The sequence below is a fragment of the Pseudomonas sp. zfem003 genome (genome assembly GCF_032621675.1).
Taxonomy (GTDB): Bacteria; Pseudomonadota; Gammaproteobacteria; order Pseudomonadales; family Pseudomonadaceae; genus Metapseudomonas; species Metapseudomonas otitidis.
Genome location: NZ_JAVYJG010000008.1, coordinates 234264 through 251250 on the forward strand (window position 1 = coordinate 234264; position 16987 = coordinate 251250).

Annotated in this window: 13 protein-coding genes; 11 read left to right on the top strand and 2 right to left on the bottom strand. The window is 70.6% G+C overall.

Annotated elements, in window-relative coordinates; all coding sequences use genetic code 11:
• Positions 1-30 precede the first annotated feature (30 nt).
• On the bottom strand, positions 31-945 hold the full coding sequence (locus tag RTK35_RS20550; protein WP_316908852.1) for a LysR substrate-binding domain-containing protein: 915 nt from the start codon (positions 943-945) through the stop codon (positions 31-33).
• A gap of 113 nt (positions 946-1058) precedes the next feature.
• On the opposite strand from RTK35_RS20550, the gene RTK35_RS20555 reads away from it, so the two are divergent.
• The 6 genes from RTK35_RS20555 to RTK35_RS20580 are packed head-to-tail and all read left to right on the top strand — an operon-like array spanning position 1059 to position 8868.
• Positions 1059-2783: an acyl-CoA dehydrogenase family protein gene (locus RTK35_RS20555; RefSeq protein WP_160482797.1), complete on the top strand. Its 1725-nt coding sequence runs from the start codon at positions 1059-1061 to the stop codon at positions 2781-2783.
• A 16-nt stretch (positions 2784-2799) separates the two neighbouring features.
• Positions 2800-3996 (top strand): CaiB/BaiF CoA-transferase family protein, encoded by a 1197-nt coding sequence (locus RTK35_RS20560; RefSeq protein ID WP_316908853.1) that lies wholly within the window; start codon positions 2800-2802, stop codon positions 3994-3996.
• Positions 3997-4032: 36 nt separating this feature from the next.
• On the top strand, positions 4033-4833 hold the full coding sequence (locus RTK35_RS20565; RefSeq protein WP_316908854.1) for an enoyl-CoA hydratase-related protein: 801 nt from the start codon (positions 4033-4035) through the stop codon (positions 4831-4833).
• Positions 4830-6359: a 3-hydroxyacyl-CoA dehydrogenase gene (locus tag RTK35_RS20570; protein WP_316908855.1), complete on the top strand. Its 1530-nt coding sequence runs from the start codon at positions 4830-4832 to the stop codon at positions 6357-6359. Before RTK35_RS20565 ends, RTK35_RS20570 begins: the two co-directional genes overlap by 4 nt.
• Positions 6359-7561 carry a 3-oxoadipyl-CoA thiolase gene (locus RTK35_RS20575; protein WP_316908856.1) on the top strand — a complete coding sequence of 401 codons (1203 nt, stop codon included), beginning with the start codon at positions 6359-6361 and terminating at the stop codon, positions 7559-7561. The genes RTK35_RS20570 and RTK35_RS20575 overlap by 1 nt, the downstream gene beginning before the upstream one ends.
• 47 nt (positions 7562-7608) lie before the next feature.
• Complete coding sequence (locus tag RTK35_RS20580) at positions 7609-8868, top strand: OprD family porin (RefSeq protein WP_316908857.1); 1260 nt, start codon at positions 7609-7611, stop codon at positions 8866-8868.
• A gap of 286 nt (positions 8869-9154) precedes the next feature.
• Here the strand turns inward: RTK35_RS20580 and metR are convergent, their stop codons facing one another.
• Positions 9155-10072, bottom strand: a complete 918-nt coding sequence (gene metR / locus RTK35_RS20585) for a transcriptional regulator MetR (RefSeq protein WP_253122343.1) — start codon at positions 10070-10072, stop codon at positions 9155-9157.
• A gap of 147 nt (positions 10073-10219) precedes the next feature.
• On the opposite strand from metR, the gene RTK35_RS20590 reads away from it, so the two are divergent.
• The 5 genes from RTK35_RS20590 to RTK35_RS20610 all read left to right on the top strand — a co-directional run bounded on the left by RTK35_RS20590 (position 10220) and on the right by RTK35_RS20610 (position 16940).
• A complete protein-coding gene (locus RTK35_RS20590; RefSeq protein ID WP_142015188.1) occupies positions 10220-11107 on the top strand; it encodes a LysR substrate-binding domain-containing protein in 888 nt (295 codons plus the stop codon).
• A gap of 95 nt (positions 11108-11202) precedes the next feature.
• Positions 11203-12312 (top strand): agmatine deiminase, encoded by a 1110-nt coding sequence (gene aguA / locus RTK35_RS20595; protein ID WP_316908858.1) that lies wholly within the window; start codon positions 11203-11205, stop codon positions 12310-12312.
• Between the two features lie 10 nt (positions 12313-12322).
• The gene (locus tag RTK35_RS20600) at positions 12323-13408 is read left to right on the top strand and encodes an extracellular solute-binding protein (RefSeq protein WP_044414447.1); all 1086 of its coding nucleotides are present in this window, start codon (positions 12323-12325) and stop codon (positions 13406-13408) included.
• Positions 13409-13517: 109 nt separating this feature from the next.
• Positions 13518-15803 (top strand): 5-methyltetrahydropteroyltriglutamate--homocysteine S-methyltransferase, encoded by a 2286-nt coding sequence (gene metE / locus RTK35_RS20605; protein WP_316908859.1) that lies wholly within the window; start codon positions 13518-13520, stop codon positions 15801-15803.
• Positions 15804-15944: 141 nt separating this feature from the next.
• Positions 15945-16940, top strand: coding sequence for an alpha/beta fold hydrolase (locus RTK35_RS20610; protein ID WP_044414444.1), 996 nt, complete (start codon positions 15945-15947; stop codon positions 16938-16940).
• Positions 16941-16987 lie beyond the last annotated feature (47 nt).

Here is a 16987-nt window from a genome sequence, read left to right on the forward strand (position 1 = left end):
GGGCCCCGGCAAATCAATAGTTGTTTGTTCTTATGGCGTGATAAGCGGGGTCGTATCGCCTTCGCCCGTTGTCGCCGCGCGGAGCACATCAAGGAACAGCCGTGCAGCACGGGGCGGATTCTCCTCCATCAGCAGGGCATGGATTTCCGACGGCCCGCCGGGTTGCTCGATGCTCACGCAGCTCACCTGGGGGCTCCAGGCGCGGCACAGCGGTTCGGGCAGCAGGGCCACGCCCATGTCGTGGGCGACCATGGCCACGATGGTTTGCCACAGGCGCGCCTCGTGGCGGATCTGCGGGCTGAAGCCGGCCCCCACGCAGCGGGCGATGATCAGGTCGTGGTAATGCGGCGACACGTTTCGCGGAAAGAGGATGAAGGGCTCGTCGCGCAGTTCCGACAGGTCCACCCGCTCGCGGCCGGCAAGCCGGTGGTTCGGCGGCAGGCAGCAGAGGAAGGGGTCGGCCCGCAGCCGCTCGGACACCAGCCCCGCCGGCACGATGCCCCGGTGGGCGAGGCCGACGTCGATCTGCCCGCGCAGCAGCGCCTGGGGCTGCTCGGCGCTGTTCATCTCCTGCAGCACCACCTCCTGGCCCGGGTGCTCGGCCTCGAAGCGGCGCACCGCCGCCGGCAGGCCCTGGTAGAGCATGGAACTGACGAACCCCACCCGCACGCGGCCGAGTGCGCCCTGGGCCGAGCGCAGGGTCAGGCGCCGTGCCTGCTCGGCCTGCAGCAGCAGGTTGCGGGCTTCGTCCAGCAGCACCTGGCCTGCCGGGGTCAGGGCCACCGACTTGTTGGTGCGCAGCAGCAACTGCACGCCGAGCAGTTCCTCCAGCTTCTTGATGTCGAACGACAGGGCCGGCTGGGAGATGAACAGCCGCGCCGCAGCACGGCCGAAATGCAGTTCCTCGGCCACGGCGACGAAGTTGCGGAGCTGCCTGAGATCCATGGAATGGGCGCCTTCTACGATATTTTTTACTTATCGTAGGTGCTTTTATTTGTATTGGATACTTATCGAACGGGTTCCTAGGCTCGCTCCACAACAACAAAAGGAGAGCCGCCATGAATGCCCCGCTCGACCCCTCCGCACTCGATGACCTGAACATCCCCGACAGCCACGGCCTCAACCTTTTCGGCTGCGACCCGGAGCTGGCGCGCCTGCTCGCGCTGTACCTGCCGGACGCGGTCTGCCGGGCCTGGCTGCCCACGCTGGAACGCCTCGGCGCCCGCGCCGGTGGCGAGCTGGACACCCTGGCGCTCTCGGCGGACAAGAACCCGCCGGTGCTGGCCAGCCGCACCCGGCGCGGCGAGGACCGCCAGCGCATCCTCAAGCACCCCGACTACGTGGCCCTGGAGCGGGTGGCCTACGCCGAGCTGGGCCTGGCCTCCATGAGCCATGTGGCCGACGGCCCGCCGCCGCTGGTCAAGTACGCGCTGACCTACCTGTTCGTGCAGGCCGAGTTCGGCCTCTGCTGCCCGGTGAGCATGACCGACTCCCTCACCCGCACCCTGCGCAAGTACGGCGCCCCGGAGCTGGTGGAGCGCTACCTGCCGAGCCTCACCTCGCGGGACTTCGACAGCCTCTACCAGGGCGCCATGTTCATGACCGAGCAGGCCGCCGGCTCCGACGTGGCGCGCACCCGCACCGTGGCGCGGCAGAAGGACGGGGCCTGGACCCTGCACGGCGACAAGTGGTTCTGCTCCAACCCCGACGCCGACCTCGCCATGGTGCTCGCCCGGCCCGAGGACGCCCCCGAGGGCATGGCCGGGGTCAGCCTGTTCCTGCTGCCCAAGCACCGGCCCGATGGCAGCCGCAACGCGTACCGCATCGTGCGCTTGAAGGACAAGCTCGGCACCCGCTCCATGGCCAGCGGCGAGATCACCCTGGAAGGCGCCACCGCCTACCTGATCGGCGAGGTGGGGCGCGGCTTCCAGCAGATGGCCGACATGGTCAACATGTCGCGCCTTTCCAACGGCGTGCGGGCCGCCGGGCTGATGCGCCGGGGGCTCAACGAGGCGCTGTTCGTCGCCCGCCAGCGCCAGGCCTTCGGCAAGCGCCTGGTGGACATGCCGCTGATGCAGCGCCAACTGCTCAAGCTGATGCTGCCCGCCGAGCAGGCGCGTTCCCTGTTCATGCAGATCGCCACCCTGCTGCCCCGTGCCGATGCCGGTGACCGCGAGGCGCAGCAGTGCGTGCGCATCCTCACCCCGTTGATCAAGTTCCGCGCCTGCCGTGATGCCCGCCGTGCCACCGGCGACGCCATGGAGGTGCGCGGCGGCGTCGGCTACATCGAGGAATGGAGCGACGCCCGCCTGGTGCGCGACGCCCACCTGGGCTCGATCTGGGAGGGCACCAGCAACATCGTGGCGCTGGACATCGCCCGCGCCGTGACCCGCGAAGGCGCCCTGGAGCCCCTGGCCCGCCACCTGCGCGGCCTGCTCGACGAGGCGGCCTTGCCTGCCGCCGCCGATGCGCTGCTGCGCAGCAGCCTGGACAAGGCCGTCGCGCTGATGGCCGAGGTCGCCGAAGCCCGCCGCCACCAGCAGGTGCGCCAGGCCGGCAGCGCGCTCTACCACGTCGCCACGGCCATCGCCCTGGCCTGGGAGGGCGCGCGCCTGGCCCCCAACCACCGGCGCCTGGCCCTGGCCCTGCTGGTGCTGCGCCACCGCGTGCTGCCCCGCGACCCGCTGGCGGCCGAGGCGGATGCCGGCGAGGCGCTGTTGCCGGCCCTGCTGGCCGAAGGCCCGCTGAGCCTGGACGACGCCCTGCGCCTGCTGCCCCACTGATCGCGGAGCTCTGACCATGACCACAACGACAGCCCCTCGGGGCGCTTTGCACGGCATCCGCGTTCTCGACCTCAGCCGCGTCCTGGGTGGCCCCTACTGCTCCCAGGCCCTGGCCGACCACGGCGCCGAGGTGATCAAGCTGGAACCCCCGGCCGGTGACGAGACCCGGGGCTGGGGCCCGCCCTTCGAGGGCGACACCGCCTCCTACTTCCGTGGCATCAACCGCAACAAGAAGGGGCTGGTGGTGGACCTCGCCCAGCCCGAGGGCCGCCAGCTGCTGCTGCGCCTGCTGGAAGACGCCGACGTGCTGCTGGAGAACTTCAAGCCCGGCACCCTGGAGCGCTGGGGCATCGGCTATGCCGAGGTGCTGGCCGAGCGCTTCCCCCGGCTGATCCACTGCGCGGTCTCCGGCTTCGGCGCCGACGGCCCGCTCGGTGGGCTGCCCGGCTACGACGCGGCGATCCAGGCCATGGCCGGGCTGATGAGCGTGAACGGCGAGACCGACGGCGGGCCGCTGCGGGTCGGCCTGCCGGTGGTGGACATGGTCACCGGGCTCAACGCCCTGGCCGGCATCCTCCTCGCGCTGCACGAGCGGCAGCGCAGCGGGCGCGGGCAGTCCGTGGACATCACCCTCTTCGACTGCGGCCTGTCGCTCCTGCACCCGCACCTGCCCAACTATTTCGGCTCGGGCCGGGTGACCCAGCGCAGCGGCAACGCCCACCCCAACATCGCCCCCTACGACAGCTACCGAACCGGCGGCGAGCCGATCTTCCTCGCCGTGGGCAACGACCGGCAGTTCGCCCGGCTCTGCGAGCACCTGGGCGCCGAGGCCCTGCTGGACGACCCGCGCTTCGCCGACAACGGCAGCCGCTCGGTGCACCGCCAGGCCCTCAAGCAGGCCCTGGAGCACCACCTGGCCGGGCACGACGGCCGCGCGCTGGCCGAGGCGCTGATCCACCTCGGGGTGCCCTGTGGCGCGGTGTCCAGCGTGGACCAGGCCGTGGCCCACCCCCACACCACCCACCGGCGCATGCGGGTGGAGATGGGTGACTACCAGGGCATCGCCTCGCCGGTGAAGCTCTCCCGCACGCCGGCCCATTACCACAGCCCCCCGCCCGGGCTCGGCGAGCACAGCCGCGCGGTGCTCGCCGACCTCGGGCTAGATGCCAGCGCCGTGGAGGCGCTGATCCAGCGCGGCATCGTCCGCGGCTGAGCCTTCCTTTTCCTCCCAGCAGTTCTGGAGATCGTCATGACGGTTCGCGATGCGACCCTTTGCCCGCCGCCGCCCTCGCTGCGGCTCGAACACCCCCTGCCCGGCGTTGCCGTGCTGACCCTGGACCGGCCCGCCGTGCGCAACGCCCTCGACCTGGCCCTGCGCCAGGCCATCGCCACGGCGGTGCAGCAGCTCGATGAGGATCCCGCCGTGCGGGTCATCGTCATCACCGGCGGTGAGCGCGTGTTCGCCGCCGGGGCCGACCTCGGCGAACTGGTGGAGGCCAGCCCGCTGCAGGTGCAGCAGCGCCGCGTCGAGCGCTACTGGCAGGCCCTGGCGGGCTGCCGCAAACCGCTGATCGCCGCCGTCAATGGCCTGGCCCTGGGCGGTGGCTGCGAACTGGCGTTGCATGCCGACCTGATCATCGCCGGCAGCAGCGCCCGCTTCGGCCAGCCGGAGGTGCGTCTGGGGATCATGCCCGGCGCCGGCGGTACCCAGCGCCTGGTGCGCGCAGTGGGCAAGTACCAGGCCCTGCGCCTGCTGTTCACCGGCTGCCTGGTGGAGGCCCGCGAAGCCCTGGCCATGGGCCTGGTCAGCGAGGTGGCGGAGGGCGACGCCTTGCCCCGCGCGCTGGCGCTGGCCGAGGAGATTGCCGGCCTGCCACCCCTTGCCCTGGCGCAGATCAAGGCGGTGGTCAACGCCGGCGCCGACCTGCCCCTGGAGCAGGCGTTGCTGCTGGAGCGCCAGGCCTTCCAGCTGCTGTTCGACAGCCATGACCAGAAGGAGGGCATGCGTGCCTTCCTCGACAAGCGCCAGCCGGAGTACCGCGGACGATGAACGCCGAGACGCTTTTCCCCCGCATCGGCCTGGTGGGCTGCGGCGCCATGGGCCAGGGCATCGCCCAGCTGGCAGCCTGCTCGGGGCGGGACGTCCACCTGTTCGACACGCGCCTGGGTGCGGCGCGGGATGCCTGCGAGCGCATCGCCTACGAGCTGGCCCGCCAGGTGGAGCGTGGACGCCTCGACGCCCAGCAGGTCGCGGAGGCCATGGAGCGCCTGCACCCGGTGGACAGCCTGGAGGCGCTGGCGGAGTGCACCCTGGTGGTGGAGGCCATCGTCGAGGACCTGGCCGCCAAGCAGACGCTGTTCCGCCAGTTGGAAGGGCTGCTGGAGGCCCGCGCGCTGATCGTCAGCAACACCTCCTCGCTGTCGATCACCGCCATCGCCGCCGCCTGCCGTGACCCGGGGCGGGTGGCCGGGCTGCACTTCTTCAACCCCGTGCCGCGCATGCGCCTGGTGGAAGTGGTGCCAGGGCTGATGACCCGCAAAACGGTGGTCGAGCGGCTGATGGCGCTGGTGCACGACCTCGGCCACCAGCCGGTAAGGGTGCAGGACGCCCCCGGCTTCCTGGTCAACCACGCCGGCCGCGCCTACGGCACCGAGGCCCTGCGCATCCTCGCCGAGGGCGTGGCCACGCCGGAGCAGGTGGATACCCTGCTGCGCGACGGCGCCGGGTTCCCCATGGGGCCCTTCGAGCTGATGGACCTGGTGGGGCTCGACGTCAGCGTCCCGGTGATGGAGTCCATCTACCACCAGTACTACGAAGAGCCGCGCTACCGCCCCCATCCCCTGGCCCGCCAGCGCCTGGCCGCCGGCCACCTGGGGCGCAAGAGCGGCCGGGGCTTTCATGTCTACCCCCGGCCGCAGCCGGTGCCTCCGCCGTTGCCGGCGCGGGTGGCGCTGCCGCCGGTGTGGCTGGCTGCCGACGACCCGCAGCTGGAGGCCGAGTGCCGCACCTGGCTGGCCGGGATGGGCGTGGTGCTGGAAAGCGGCCCGGAGCCCTCTGACGAGGCCCTGTGCCTGCTGGCGCCCCTGGGCGATGACGCCACCCAGGCCGCCCTGCGCTTCGGGGTCGACCCGGCGCGCACGGTGGCGTTCGACAGCCTGGCCGAACGCGCGGCGCACCGCTGCCTGATGCCGACCCCGGTCACCGAGGCGCGCTACCGCGACGCCGCCTGTGCCCTGCTCGGCGCCGATGGCGCGCGGGTGACGCTGATCGGCGACAGCGCCGGCTTCGTGGTCCAACGGACCCTGGCCGGCATCGTCAACCTGGCCTGCGACATCGCCCAGCAGCGCATCGCCGCGCCAGCGGACATCGACCTCGCCGTGCGCCTCGGCCTCGGCTACCCCCACGGCCCGCTGGCCTGGGGCGACCGCCTCGGCCCGGCGCGGGTGCTGCGCGTCCTCGAACGGTTGCACGCCCTCAGCGGCGACCCGCGCTACCGCCCCAGCCCCTGGCTGCGCCGCCGCGCCCAGTTGGGCTTGTCCCTGCTTCACCAAGAACCCAGCCGAGGAGAACCCTGATGCTCGATGCCTACCTCTACGACGGCCTGCGCACCCCGTTCGGCCGCTACGGCGGGGCGCTGTCCGGTGTCCGCCCCGATGACCTGGCGGGCGCCTTGATGCCGGCGCTGCTGGCGCGCAGCGGCGTACCGGCCCAGGCCCTGGAGGACGTCATCCTCGGTTGCACCAACCAGGCCGGCGAGGACAGCCGCAACGTGGCGCGCAACGCCCTGCTGGCAGCCGGCCTGCCCTGGCAGGTGCCCGGGCAGACGGTCAACCGCCTCTGCGCCAGCGGCCTGGCGGCGGTGATCGACGCGGCCCGGGCGATCACCGCCGGCGAGGGTGAGCTGTACCTGGCCGGCGGGGTGGAGAGCATGTCCCGCGCGCCCTTCGTCCTGGGCAAGGCCGAAGGCGCCTTCAGCCGTCGGCTGGAGGTGCACGACAGCACCATCGGCGCGCGCTTCGCCAACCCCCGGCTGGTGTCGAGCCACGGCGGCCACAGCATGCCGCAGACCGCCGACCTGCTGGCCCGGGAGATGGGCATCGAGCGCGACGCCGCCGACCGGTTTGCCCTGGCCTCCCAGGCGCGTTACCAGGCGGCCCTGGCCGCCGGTTTCTTCGACGACGAGATCGCCCCCGTGACGCTGCCGGGCCGCCGTGGGGCGCCGCCCCGTGACGTGCTGCGGGACGAGCACCCGCGGGGCGACACCACCCTCGAACAGCTCGCCACCCTGGCGCCGCTGGAGCCGGGTGGCGTGGTCACCGCCGGCAACGCCTCGGGGGTCAACGACGGCGCCGCCCTGTTGCTGCTGGGCAGCCGCGCGGCAGGTGAGCGCTACGGCCTGCGGCCGCTGGCGCGGGTGCTGGCCAGCGCCAGCGTCGGGGTCGAGCCACGGATCATGGGCATCGGCCCGCACCCGGCGATCCTCAAGGCCTTGCAGCGGGCCGACCTGGGCCTGGCGGACCTGGACCTCATCGAGATCAACGAAGCCTTCGCCGTGCAGGTCCTGGCCTGCCTGAAGGCCCTGGGCCTGGCCGCCGACGATCCCCGGGTCAACCCCCGGGGCGGGGCCATCGCCGTCGGCCATCCCCTGGGCGCGTCCGGTGCGCGGCTGGCCCTGACCGCCGCCCGCGCCCTGCAGCAACACGACCAGCGTTACGCCGTGGTGAGCCTTTGCGTCGGGCTGGGGCAGGGCGTGGCGATGGTCCTGGAGCGCGCCTGAGCGCCCCGTCTTCGGGGCCCCCGGCGGGCCCCGCCTTGGAGAGCACCATGCACAACAACAAGAAACGTACCCACTGCCTTTCAATCACCGTGCTGCTCGTCGGCACCAGCGGCCTGGCCCAGGGCGCCGAGGGCTTCGTCGAGGGGAGCAGCGCCAGCCTGCAGATGCGCAACTTCTACATGAACCGCGACTTCCGCGAGGGGCACGGCGTGTCGCGCGCGGAGGAGTGGGCCCAGGGCTTCCTGCTGGACTATCGCTCCGGGTTCACCGAGGGCACCGTCGGCGTCGGCCTGGACCTCGCCGGTCGCCTGGGGCTGAAGCTGGATTCCGGCGGCGGCCGCGACGGCACCGGCCTGCTGCCCAGTGGCGACAGCGGCAAGGCCGCCGACCGCTACGGCCGCCTGGACCCGACCCTCAAACTGCGGGCCTCCCGCAGCGAATTGCGCCTGGGGGCGCTGGTGCCCAAGCTACCGACCCTGCAGCCCAACAACGGCCGGCTGTTTCCCCAGACCTTCCATGGCGGCCTGCTGAGTGCACGGGAGCTGGAGGGTTTCACCTTCACCCTGGCGCGGCTCGATGACGTCAGCCAGCGCAACGAGGGCGGGCGCAGCGACCTGGCCCTGTTCAACCGCAACAAACGCTTCGCCGCCGCGCCCCGTGCCGGTCACCTGGACCTGGCCGGGGTGGACTGGGAAGCCGCGCCGGGCTGGGTGCTGAGCTACCACCACGGCAGCCTGGAACAGGTCTACCGCCAGGACTTCCTTGGCCTGCGCGGCCAGGTGCCGGTGGGCGGCGACCGCCTGGAGCTGGACCTGCGCCTGTTCGACAGCCGCGACGCCGGCACCGGCTGGCGCCGCGAGATCGACAACCGCGCCCTCGGCGCGCTGTTCACCTACCGCCGCCAGGACGGCCACGCCCTGGGCCTGGGGCTGCAGTGCATGAACGGCGACACCGCATTCCCCTACGTGCACGGGGCGGATGCGTACCTGGTGAACTTCGGCCAGTACAACGACTTCTCCGAACGTGGCGAGCGCTCCTGGCAACTGCGCTACGACTACGACTTCGCCGCCCTCGGCCTACCCGGCCTGAGCCTGATGACCCGCTACTTCAAGGGCTGGGACGGGCGCCTGGGCAACGGCCGCGCAGTGGACGAATGGGAGCGCGACACCGACCTCAAGTACGTGATCCAGAGCGGCCCGCTCAAGGACCTGGGGCTGGCCTGGCGCAACGCCGTGTACCGCACCAGCGAAGGCCGCGACCTAGACGAGAACCGGGTGATCCTCAGCTACAGCCTGGCGTTGTTCTAGCGCACGTAGCCCGGGCTTCAGCACGGGAGCGGGAAACCTTTCCCGGACTGAAGTCCGGGCTACTGCATGCGTTGGGTGGATGTCGTTTTTTACGTCCAGCAGCAGTGCGGCGGGTGGCTCCGATGGTGGGCTGAAGCCCACCCTACGGGCGGGTTACCGCAGCGGAGCGGCTTTGGGTGGAGGTTTGCCCGTAGGAGCGAGCTCTGCTCGCGAAGCCACTGGCGGCGCTGCGCACCGCTGGGCGACTGAAGTCGGCCCTACAGGGAGGGTGTCGGTGGGGGGCGCATCAACGTGCGGCGCTGACGCCTTCGAGGGTGGCGAAGGAGGTGTCCTTGGCGGTGAGGAGGAAGTCGCGCATGAAGGGGGCGTCGAGCATGTCGGCGCGGATGGCGGCGTGCAGGGTGGCGTACAGGCCCTTGTCGCCCAGGCGCTTGGCGGTGACGTAGCCCCGAGAGCTGTACTCGTGCAGCGCCCAGTTGGGCAGGCAGCACACGCCGCGGCCGCTAGCCACCAGCTGCATCATCATCACCGTCAGCTCGGCCGTGCGGATCTGCGCGGGCTCGACGTCGGCCGGTTCGAGGAAACGGGTGAACACGTCCAGGCGGTCGCGCTCCACCGGGTAGGTGATGAGGATTTCGCTCTCCAGATCCTCGGGCACCACGTAGGGCTTGCCCGCCAGCGGGTGCTGGTTGGCCACGGCCAGCAGTGCCTCGTAGGTGAACAGCGGCACGTAGCTGATGCCCGGCAGTTCGATGGGGTCGGCGGTCACCACCAGGTCCAGGTCGCCCCGGGCCAGGGCCGGCAGCGGGGCGAAGGAGAAGCCCGAGGCCAGGTCCAGCTCCACTTCCGGCCAGGCGTCGCGGAACTGGTCGATGGTGGGCATCAGCCACTGGAAGCAGCTGTGGCACTCGATGGCCATGTGCAGGCGCCCGGCGGTGCCACCGGCCAGGCGCGCCAGGTCGCGTTCGGCGGCGCGCATCTGCGGCAGCAGGCTGTCGGCCAGTTGCAGCAGGCGCAGGCCGGCGCTGGTGAAGCGTACCGGCTTGGTCTTGCGGATGAACAGGGGCAGGCCGAGGCGCTCCTCCAGCTCCTTGAACTGGTGGGAGAGGGCCGACTGGGTGAGGTGCAGGCGCTCGGCGGCCTCCACCAGGCTGTCGGCCTCGCGCAGGGCATGCAGGGTCTTGAGGTGGCGTACTTCGAGCATGCGTGGGCTCCCGTCCATGAATGGAACTGGTGAAGAATCGAAGGGCCATGAGTTTCCTTCATCCATCGTGTGGGTGTCGAGCGGCGCCCTTGTCGCAGCCTGTGGCTTGCGCCAGCATGCGCCGTCCGTTTCCGGGAGCCTTCTGCCATGCGTCGCCTGCCTTCGCTCACCGCCTTGCGCACCTTCGAGGCGGCCGCGCGCCATGCGCATTTCGGCCGTGCGGCCCAGGAACTGTGTGTCACCGACAGCGCGGTGAGCCACCAGATCCGCCAGCTGGAGGAGCAGCTCGGGGTGACGCTGTTCGAGCGCGAGGGGCGCCAGGTTCGCCCCAGTGCGCCGGCGCGGCGCCTGTTGCACAGCCTGCAGCAGGCCTTCGAGCTGATCCTCGATGCCTGCGACGAGCTGCGCGACCCCGGTTCCCAGGCCCAGCTGCGGGTGGCGGTGACCACCGAGCTGGCGCAGAAGTGGCTGGTGGGGCGGCTGGCGGATTTTGCCGAGCGCCACCCGCAGATCACCCTGCACCTGCACGAGCAGCCTTTGGAGGCGCAGCTGCCCGGTGCGGAGATGGACCTGGCGATCATCTACGGCACCGGTCCGGAGGACGCCAGCGGCTACTTCGTGCGGCCGCTGCCGACCCTGCAGTTCTTCCCGGTGTGCAGCCCGGGCCTGTTCAACCAGTCGCCCCTCAAGCACCCCCGCGACCTGGCGCGCCACTGCCTGCTGCACGACGACCAGGACGGCAAGACCTGGAACGCCTGGCTGGCCACCCACGCCGCCGACCTGCGTCCGGCCCGGCACCTGTACCTGGGCCACGCGGGGCTGACCATGGAGGCGGCGGCGCGGGGCCAGGGGGTGGCCATCGGCGACAACCTCACCAGCGCCGAGGACCTGGCCAGCGGCCGGCTGGTGCGGCCGTTCGCGGCCCAGGTGCCGTCTCTCGGGCAGTACGCGCTGGTGTGCGAGCGCCTGCGGCTGGACAAGCCGGCAGTGGCGCAATTCGTCGATTGGTTCACTGATCAGTTGGCCGATATGTGAATTGAATTCAGGTGTTAAGCGAAAAAGGTCATTGGTCGCCGCCGCGTCGGCGCGGGTACTGTCGGGGCATTCCCATCCCCCACGAGGACCTGAACATGGCACGTACCCTGACTTCCCTGCCCAAGGCCGACGGCTTCCGCCTGCCCGGTGAATTCGAACCCAAGGCCCGCTGCTGGCTCGGCTGGCCGGAGCGCCCGGACGTGTGGCGCAACGGCGCCAAGCCGGCGCAGAAGGTCTGGGTGCAGATCGTCAGCGCCATCGCCAGCAGCGAGCCGGTCACCGTCTGCGCCTCGGCAGCGCAATACGCCAACGCCCGCCGCATGCTGCCCGAGCACGTGCGGGTGGTGGAGATGACCTGCAACGACACCTGGTTCCGCGACAGCGGCCCGGCCTTCCTGGTCAACGACGCCACCGGCGAGGTGCGTGGCGTGGACTTCGAGTTCAACGCCTACGGCGGCCTCGATGGCGGCCTCTACTACCCCTGGGACAAGGACGACCAGATCGCCCAGAAGATCCTCGAGATCGAGGGCTACGACCGTTACCGCGCCCCCTTCATCGCCGAGATGGGCGGCATCCAGAGCGACGGCCAGGGCACCCTGCTGACCACCGAGCAGTGCCTGCTCAACCGCAACCGCAACGCTCTCCTGGGCAAGACGGAAATGACCGGACGCCTGTGCGACTACCTGGGCGCCGACCAGGTCATCTGGCTGCCCCGTGGCTGCAAGTTCGACGAGACCGATGGCCACATCGACGACCTGGCCTGCTTCGTGCGCCCCGGCGTGGTGGTGATGCAGTGGACCGACGACCGCAGCGACCCGCAGTGGGAGATCTACCAGGAGGCCTACGACATCCTGCGCAGCACCCGTGACGCCCGTGGTCGCGCGCTGGAGGTGCACAAGCTGCCGCAACCGCGTGTGCTGGAGTGGACGGCGGAGGAAGCCGAGGGGCTGGACCAGGTGGACGGCACCCACCTGCGCGAGGCCGGCACGCGCATCTGTGCGTCGTACATCAACTACTACGCCGGGAACTCGGCCATCGTGCTGCCGCTGTTCAACGACCCGTGCGACGTGGTCGCCCAGGCCACCCTGGCGGAGCTGTTCCCGCAGCACCGCATCCTCGGCATCGGTTTCTCCCGCGAGATCCTCCTGGGGGGCGGCAACGTCGCCTGCATCACCATGCCGCAATACGCCGCGCGGCAGCGCTAGGAGGCTCACCATGCGCTCGCTCGCAGCCGCACTCCTGCTCGGCCTGGGCCTGTGTGCCCAGGCCGAGGACGCGCCCCGGCAGGTCAACCTGTTCATCTGGGGCGAGTACATGGCACCGGATACCCTCTCGCGCTTCCAGGCCGAGACGGGCATCCGCGTGGTGGCCGACCACTTCGACTCCCTGGAGGCGATGGAGACCAAGCTGCTCACCGGCCACAGCGGCTACGACCTGGTGCTGACCGCCGGCCAGCACCTGCAGCGGGCGATCCGCAGCGGTGCCATCCAGCCGCTGGACAAGGGCGCGCTGCCGAACTTCGCCGGGCTGGGGGATGAATTCGTCCAGCACATGGCGGCCTTCGACCCGGGCAACCGTTACGCCGGGCTCTACGCCTGGGGCACCACCGGCTTCGGCTATCAGGAGGAGGCCATCCGCACACGCATGGCCGATGCCCCGGTGGACAGCTGGGCGATGCTGATGGACCCGGCGGTGGTGGCGCGCTTCGCCGACTGCGGGGTGAGCCTGCTGGACGACCCCAACGAGGTGTTCGGCGCGGCCATGCGCTACCTCGGCCTGGACATCAACCGCCAGAACCTGGACGACCTGAAGAAGGCCGCCGAGCACCTGGCGACGATCCGTCCCTCGATCCGCTACTTCGCCAACGACCGCAACATCAACGACCTGGCCAACGGCAACACCTGCCTGGCGATGGCCTGGAACGGCAACGCCACGGTGGCCGCCAGCCAGGCGACCCAGGCCGGCAAGCCGTACCACATCCGCTATTCGATTCCGCGGGAGGGCGCGCAGATCTGGTTCGATGCGATGGTTATCCCGGCGGATGCACCGCACCCCCGCGAGGGGCTGGCGCTGATGGATTTCCTCATGCGGCCGGACGTGATCGGCCCGATCACCAACAGCATCGGCTACGCCAACGCGGTGACGGCGGCCTCGGCCACGGTTGACCCGGCGATCCTCGCCGACCCCGGCACCTACCCGCCGGCCGAGGTGCGCGCCCGGCTGTACACCAAGAACGACAACGGCTCGGCCTTCAATCGCGCCCTGACCCGGGCCTTCACACGCTTCAAGTCGGGCACCTGAGTGCTCGGCTCTGTATGAGCGTTTCTTGAGTTGAAAGAGAATTTTATGAGTTTGTCTCATGTTCTGTGGGTGCCCAGAATGCCCGGCATTCACAGACAAGGAGACAGACATGGTCCGGGTACATTCCCTCGGCTTTCCCCGCATTGGTCGCGATCGCGAGCTGAAGAAGGCCCTTGAAGCCCATTGGAAGGGCGAGCTGGACGAAGCCGGCCTGCGCGACGTGGGCCGCACCCTGCGCGCCGAGCACTGGCGCCTGCAGGCCGAGGCGGGCATCGAGCTGCTGCCGGTGGGCGACTTCGCCTGGTACGACCAGGTGCTCACCCATTCCCTGATGGTCGGCGCGGTGCCGGAGCGCTTCCGTCCGGCCGACGGCCGCGCCACCCTGGCGACCCTGTTCGCCATGGCCCGTGGCGTGGGGGCTGGCTGCTGCGGCGGGCACGCCCAGGAGCTGACCAAGTGGTTCGACAGCAACTACCACTACCTGGTCCCCGAATTCAGCGCCGGCCAGAGCTTCCACCTCGGTTGGGAACAGCTCTTCGAGGAGGTCGATGAAGCCCTGGCGCTGGGCCACGCGGTGAAGCCGGTGGTGCTCGGCCCGCTGACCTACCTCTGGCTGGGCAAGGCCAAGGGCGGTGCCTTCGACCGCCTGGACCTGCTGGAGCAACTGCTGCCGGTGTACGGCGAGATCTTCCAGCGCCTGGCCGAGCAGGGCGTGGAATGGGTGCAGATCGACGAGCCGATCCTCGCCCTGGACCTGCCCCAGGACTGGCGCACCGCCTTCGAGCGGGCCTACAACCTGCTGCAGCGCGAACCGCTGCGCAAACTGGTGGCCACCTACTTCGGCGGCCTCGAGGACAACCTCGGGCTGGCCGCCAGCCTGCCGGTGGACGGCCTGCACATTGACCTGGTGCGCGCCCCCGAGCAGTACCCGACCATCCTCGACCGGTTGCCGGCCTATAAGGTGCTGTCCCTCGGCGTGGTGAACGGCCGCAACGTCTGGCGCTGCGACCTGGACCACGCGCTGGAAGTGCTGCGCCACGCCCATGAGCGCCTGGGGGACCGGTTGTGGGTCGGGCCTTCCTGCTCGCTGTTGCACTGCCCGGTGGACCTGGCCCGTGAGGATCGCCTGGACGCCGAGGTGAAGGGCTGGCTCGCCTTTGCCGTGCAGAAGTGCGCCGAACTGGCGCTGCTGGCCCGCGCCTTGCGCGAACCGGAGCACCCCGAGGTGCTCACCGCCCTGGCTACAAACCGCGAAGCGTTGGCGGCCCGTGCGGCCAGCACCCGCATCCACAAGCCCGAAGTGGCGGCGCGCCTGGCGGCCATCCGCCCGCAGGACAGCCAGCGCCAGTCGCCCTTCGAGCGGCGCATCGCCCGCCAGCGCGAGCGCCTGGGCTTGCCGGCGTTCCCCACCACCACCATCGGCTCCTTCCCGCAGACGGCTTCCATCCGCCTGGCACGCCAGGCCTACCGCCAGGGCAGCCTGTCGGCGGCGGCCTACACCGAGGCGATGCAGGCCGAGATCCGCCACGCGGTGGAGGTGCAGGAGCGCCTCGGGCTGGACGTGCTGGTGCACGGCGAGGCGGAGCGCAACGACATGGTGGAGTACTTCGCCGAGCAGCTGGACGGCTACGTGTTCAGCCGTTTCGGCTGGGTGCAGAGCTACGGCTCGCGCTGTGTGAAGCCGGCGATCATCATCGGCGACCTGTCGCGTCCGGCGCCGATGACGGTGGAGTGGATCCGCTATGCCCAGGGCCTGACCGGCAAGTGGATGAAGGGCATGCTCACCGGCCCGGTGACCATGCTGATGTGGTCCTTCCCCCGCGAGGACGTGCCCCGCGAGGTGCAGGCGCGCCAGCTGGCGCTGGCCATCCGCGACGAGGTGCTGGACCTGGAGGCGGCGGGCATTCGCATCGTGCAGATCGACGAGGCGGCCTTCCGCGAGGGGCTGCCCCTGCGCCACAGCGGCTGGGCCCACTACCTGGAGTGGGCCACCGAGGCCTTCCGCCTGGCGGCCAGCGGGGTGCGCGACGACACGCAGATCCACACCCACATGTGCTACAGCGAGTTCAACGATGTGATCGAGTCCATCGCGGCGATGGACGCGGACGTCATCACCATCGAGACCTCCCGTTCGGACATGGAGCTGCTGCAGGCCTTCGAGGCCTTCGCCTACCCCAACGAGATCGGTCCGGGGGTCTACGACATCCACTCGCCCCGGGTGCCGGACACCGCCGAGATGGTCAAGCTGATGCGCAAGGCGGCGCGGCGCATCGACCCGCAGCGTCTGTGGGTCAACCCCGACTGCGGCCTGAAGACCCGTGGCTGGCCCGAGGCCGAGGCGGCGCTGGTGAACATGGTGGCCGCGGCGCGGCAGCTGCGGGCGGAGTTCGCCTGACGCGCCGTTGGGGCTGAGGCGAGGAGGGCGCCATGACCGTTGGGCGCCCTTCATCAAACTGTCACGGTTCTGTGGCAGAGGGCACGACGGGAATTCATCAGAATCGCGCTTCACTGGGGTTCTGCATTCCGGATTTCCACCATGCGCCTGTTCATTCTTCTCGTCGCCCTGCTGGGCGGCCTGCCAGCCTTTGCCGCTGCGCGTTGCGACACCCACGTACCCACCGAGACGGTGGCGCTGGGGGACGTGCGCCTGGCCTACCAGAGCATCGGTGATGCCGATGACCCGGCCCTGTTGCTGATCATGGGGCTGGGCGGCCAGCTCATCCATTGGCCGGACGAGGTGGTGGCGGCGCTGTGCGAGCAGGGTTTTCGCGTCATCCGCTACGACAACCGGGATGTCGGCCTGTCCGCCTGGGCCCAGACGGCGCCCAGCGCGAACCTGACCTATGAGGTGATCCGCTACCGCCTCGGCTTCCCCGTGGAGGCGCCGTACAGCCTGCGGGACATGGCCGGCGATGCGCTGCACCTGATGGACGCCCTGAAGGTGCGCGAGGCTCATGTGCTCGGCGCCAGCATGGGCGGGATGATTGCCCAGCACCTGGCGGACATGGCCCCGGAGCGGGTGCTGAGCCTGACCCTGGTGATGACCAGTTCCGGCGCCCAGGGCCTGCCGGCGCCCAGCGATGCTTTGCTGGCGCTGCTGGCCCGCCGCGAGGCGCCGAACCGCCAGGTGGCGCTGGAACAGCAGGCCGACCTGCTGGCCGCCCTGGGCAGCCCGCAGGTGACCGATGACCGGGCGCAACTGCTGGAGCAGGCCGCGCGGGCCTATGACCGGGCGTTCAACCCCGAAGGTGTGCAGCGGCAGATGCTGGCGATCCTCGCCGAGCCGAGCCGGGTGGAACTGCTCAACCGCCTGCACGTGCCGACCCTGGTGGTGCACGGCACCGCCGACCCGCTGCTGCCGGTGATGCACGGGGTGCATGTGGCGGCGCATATCAAGGGCGCGGAGCTGCGATTGATCCCCGGGCTCGCCCATCGCTTCCAGGACGCCTTCAAGGAGCCGCTGCTGGCCGCCGTTTTGCCGCACCTGATGGCCCACCGACAGCCGGCGGACGGGCACTTCGCGCAGCTGTGAGTGCTGCCTGGGTAGGCGAGAGCGCTGCTCGCGAAGCCTCTGGCCTT

Excerpts from the sequence above, each read along its gene's own strand:
- RTK35_RS20550 (WP_316908852.1), bottom strand. The coding sequence starts at position 945 with ATGGATCTCAGGCAGCTCCGCAACTTCGTCGCCGTGGCCGAGGAACTG.
- RTK35_RS20555 (WP_160482797.1), top strand. The coding sequence starts at position 1,059 with ATGAATGCCCCGCTCGACCCCTCCGCACTCGATGACCTGAACATCCCC.
- RTK35_RS20560 (WP_316908853.1), top strand. The coding sequence starts at position 2,800 with ATGACCACAACGACAGCCCCTCGGGGCGCTTTGCACGGCATCCGCGTT.
- RTK35_RS20565 (WP_316908854.1), top strand. The coding sequence starts at position 4,033 with ATGACGGTTCGCGATGCGACCCTTTGCCCGCCGCCGCCCTCGCTGCGG.
- RTK35_RS20570 (WP_316908855.1), top strand. The coding sequence starts at position 4,830 with ATGAACGCCGAGACGCTTTTCCCCCGCATCGGCCTGGTGGGCTGCGGC.
- RTK35_RS20575 (WP_316908856.1), top strand. The coding sequence starts at position 6,359 with ATGCTCGATGCCTACCTCTACGACGGCCTGCGCACCCCGTTCGGCCGC.
- RTK35_RS20580 (WP_316908857.1), top strand. The coding sequence starts at position 7,609 with ATGCACAACAACAAGAAACGTACCCACTGCCTTTCAATCACCGTGCTG.
- metR (WP_253122343.1), bottom strand. The coding sequence starts at position 10,072 with ATGCTCGAAGTACGCCACCTCAAGACCCTGCATGCCCTGCGCGAGGCC.
- RTK35_RS20590 (WP_142015188.1), top strand. The coding sequence starts at position 10,220 with ATGCGTCGCCTGCCTTCGCTCACCGCCTTGCGCACCTTCGAGGCGGCC.
- aguA (WP_316908858.1), top strand. The coding sequence starts at position 11,203 with ATGGCACGTACCCTGACTTCCCTGCCCAAGGCCGACGGCTTCCGCCTG.
- RTK35_RS20600 (WP_044414447.1), top strand. The coding sequence starts at position 12,323 with ATGCGCTCGCTCGCAGCCGCACTCCTGCTCGGCCTGGGCCTGTGTGCC.
- metE (WP_316908859.1), top strand. The coding sequence starts at position 13,518 with ATGGTCCGGGTACATTCCCTCGGCTTTCCCCGCATTGGTCGCGATCGC.
- RTK35_RS20610 (WP_044414444.1), top strand. The coding sequence starts at position 15,945 with ATGCGCCTGTTCATTCTTCTCGTCGCCCTGCTGGGCGGCCTGCCAGCC.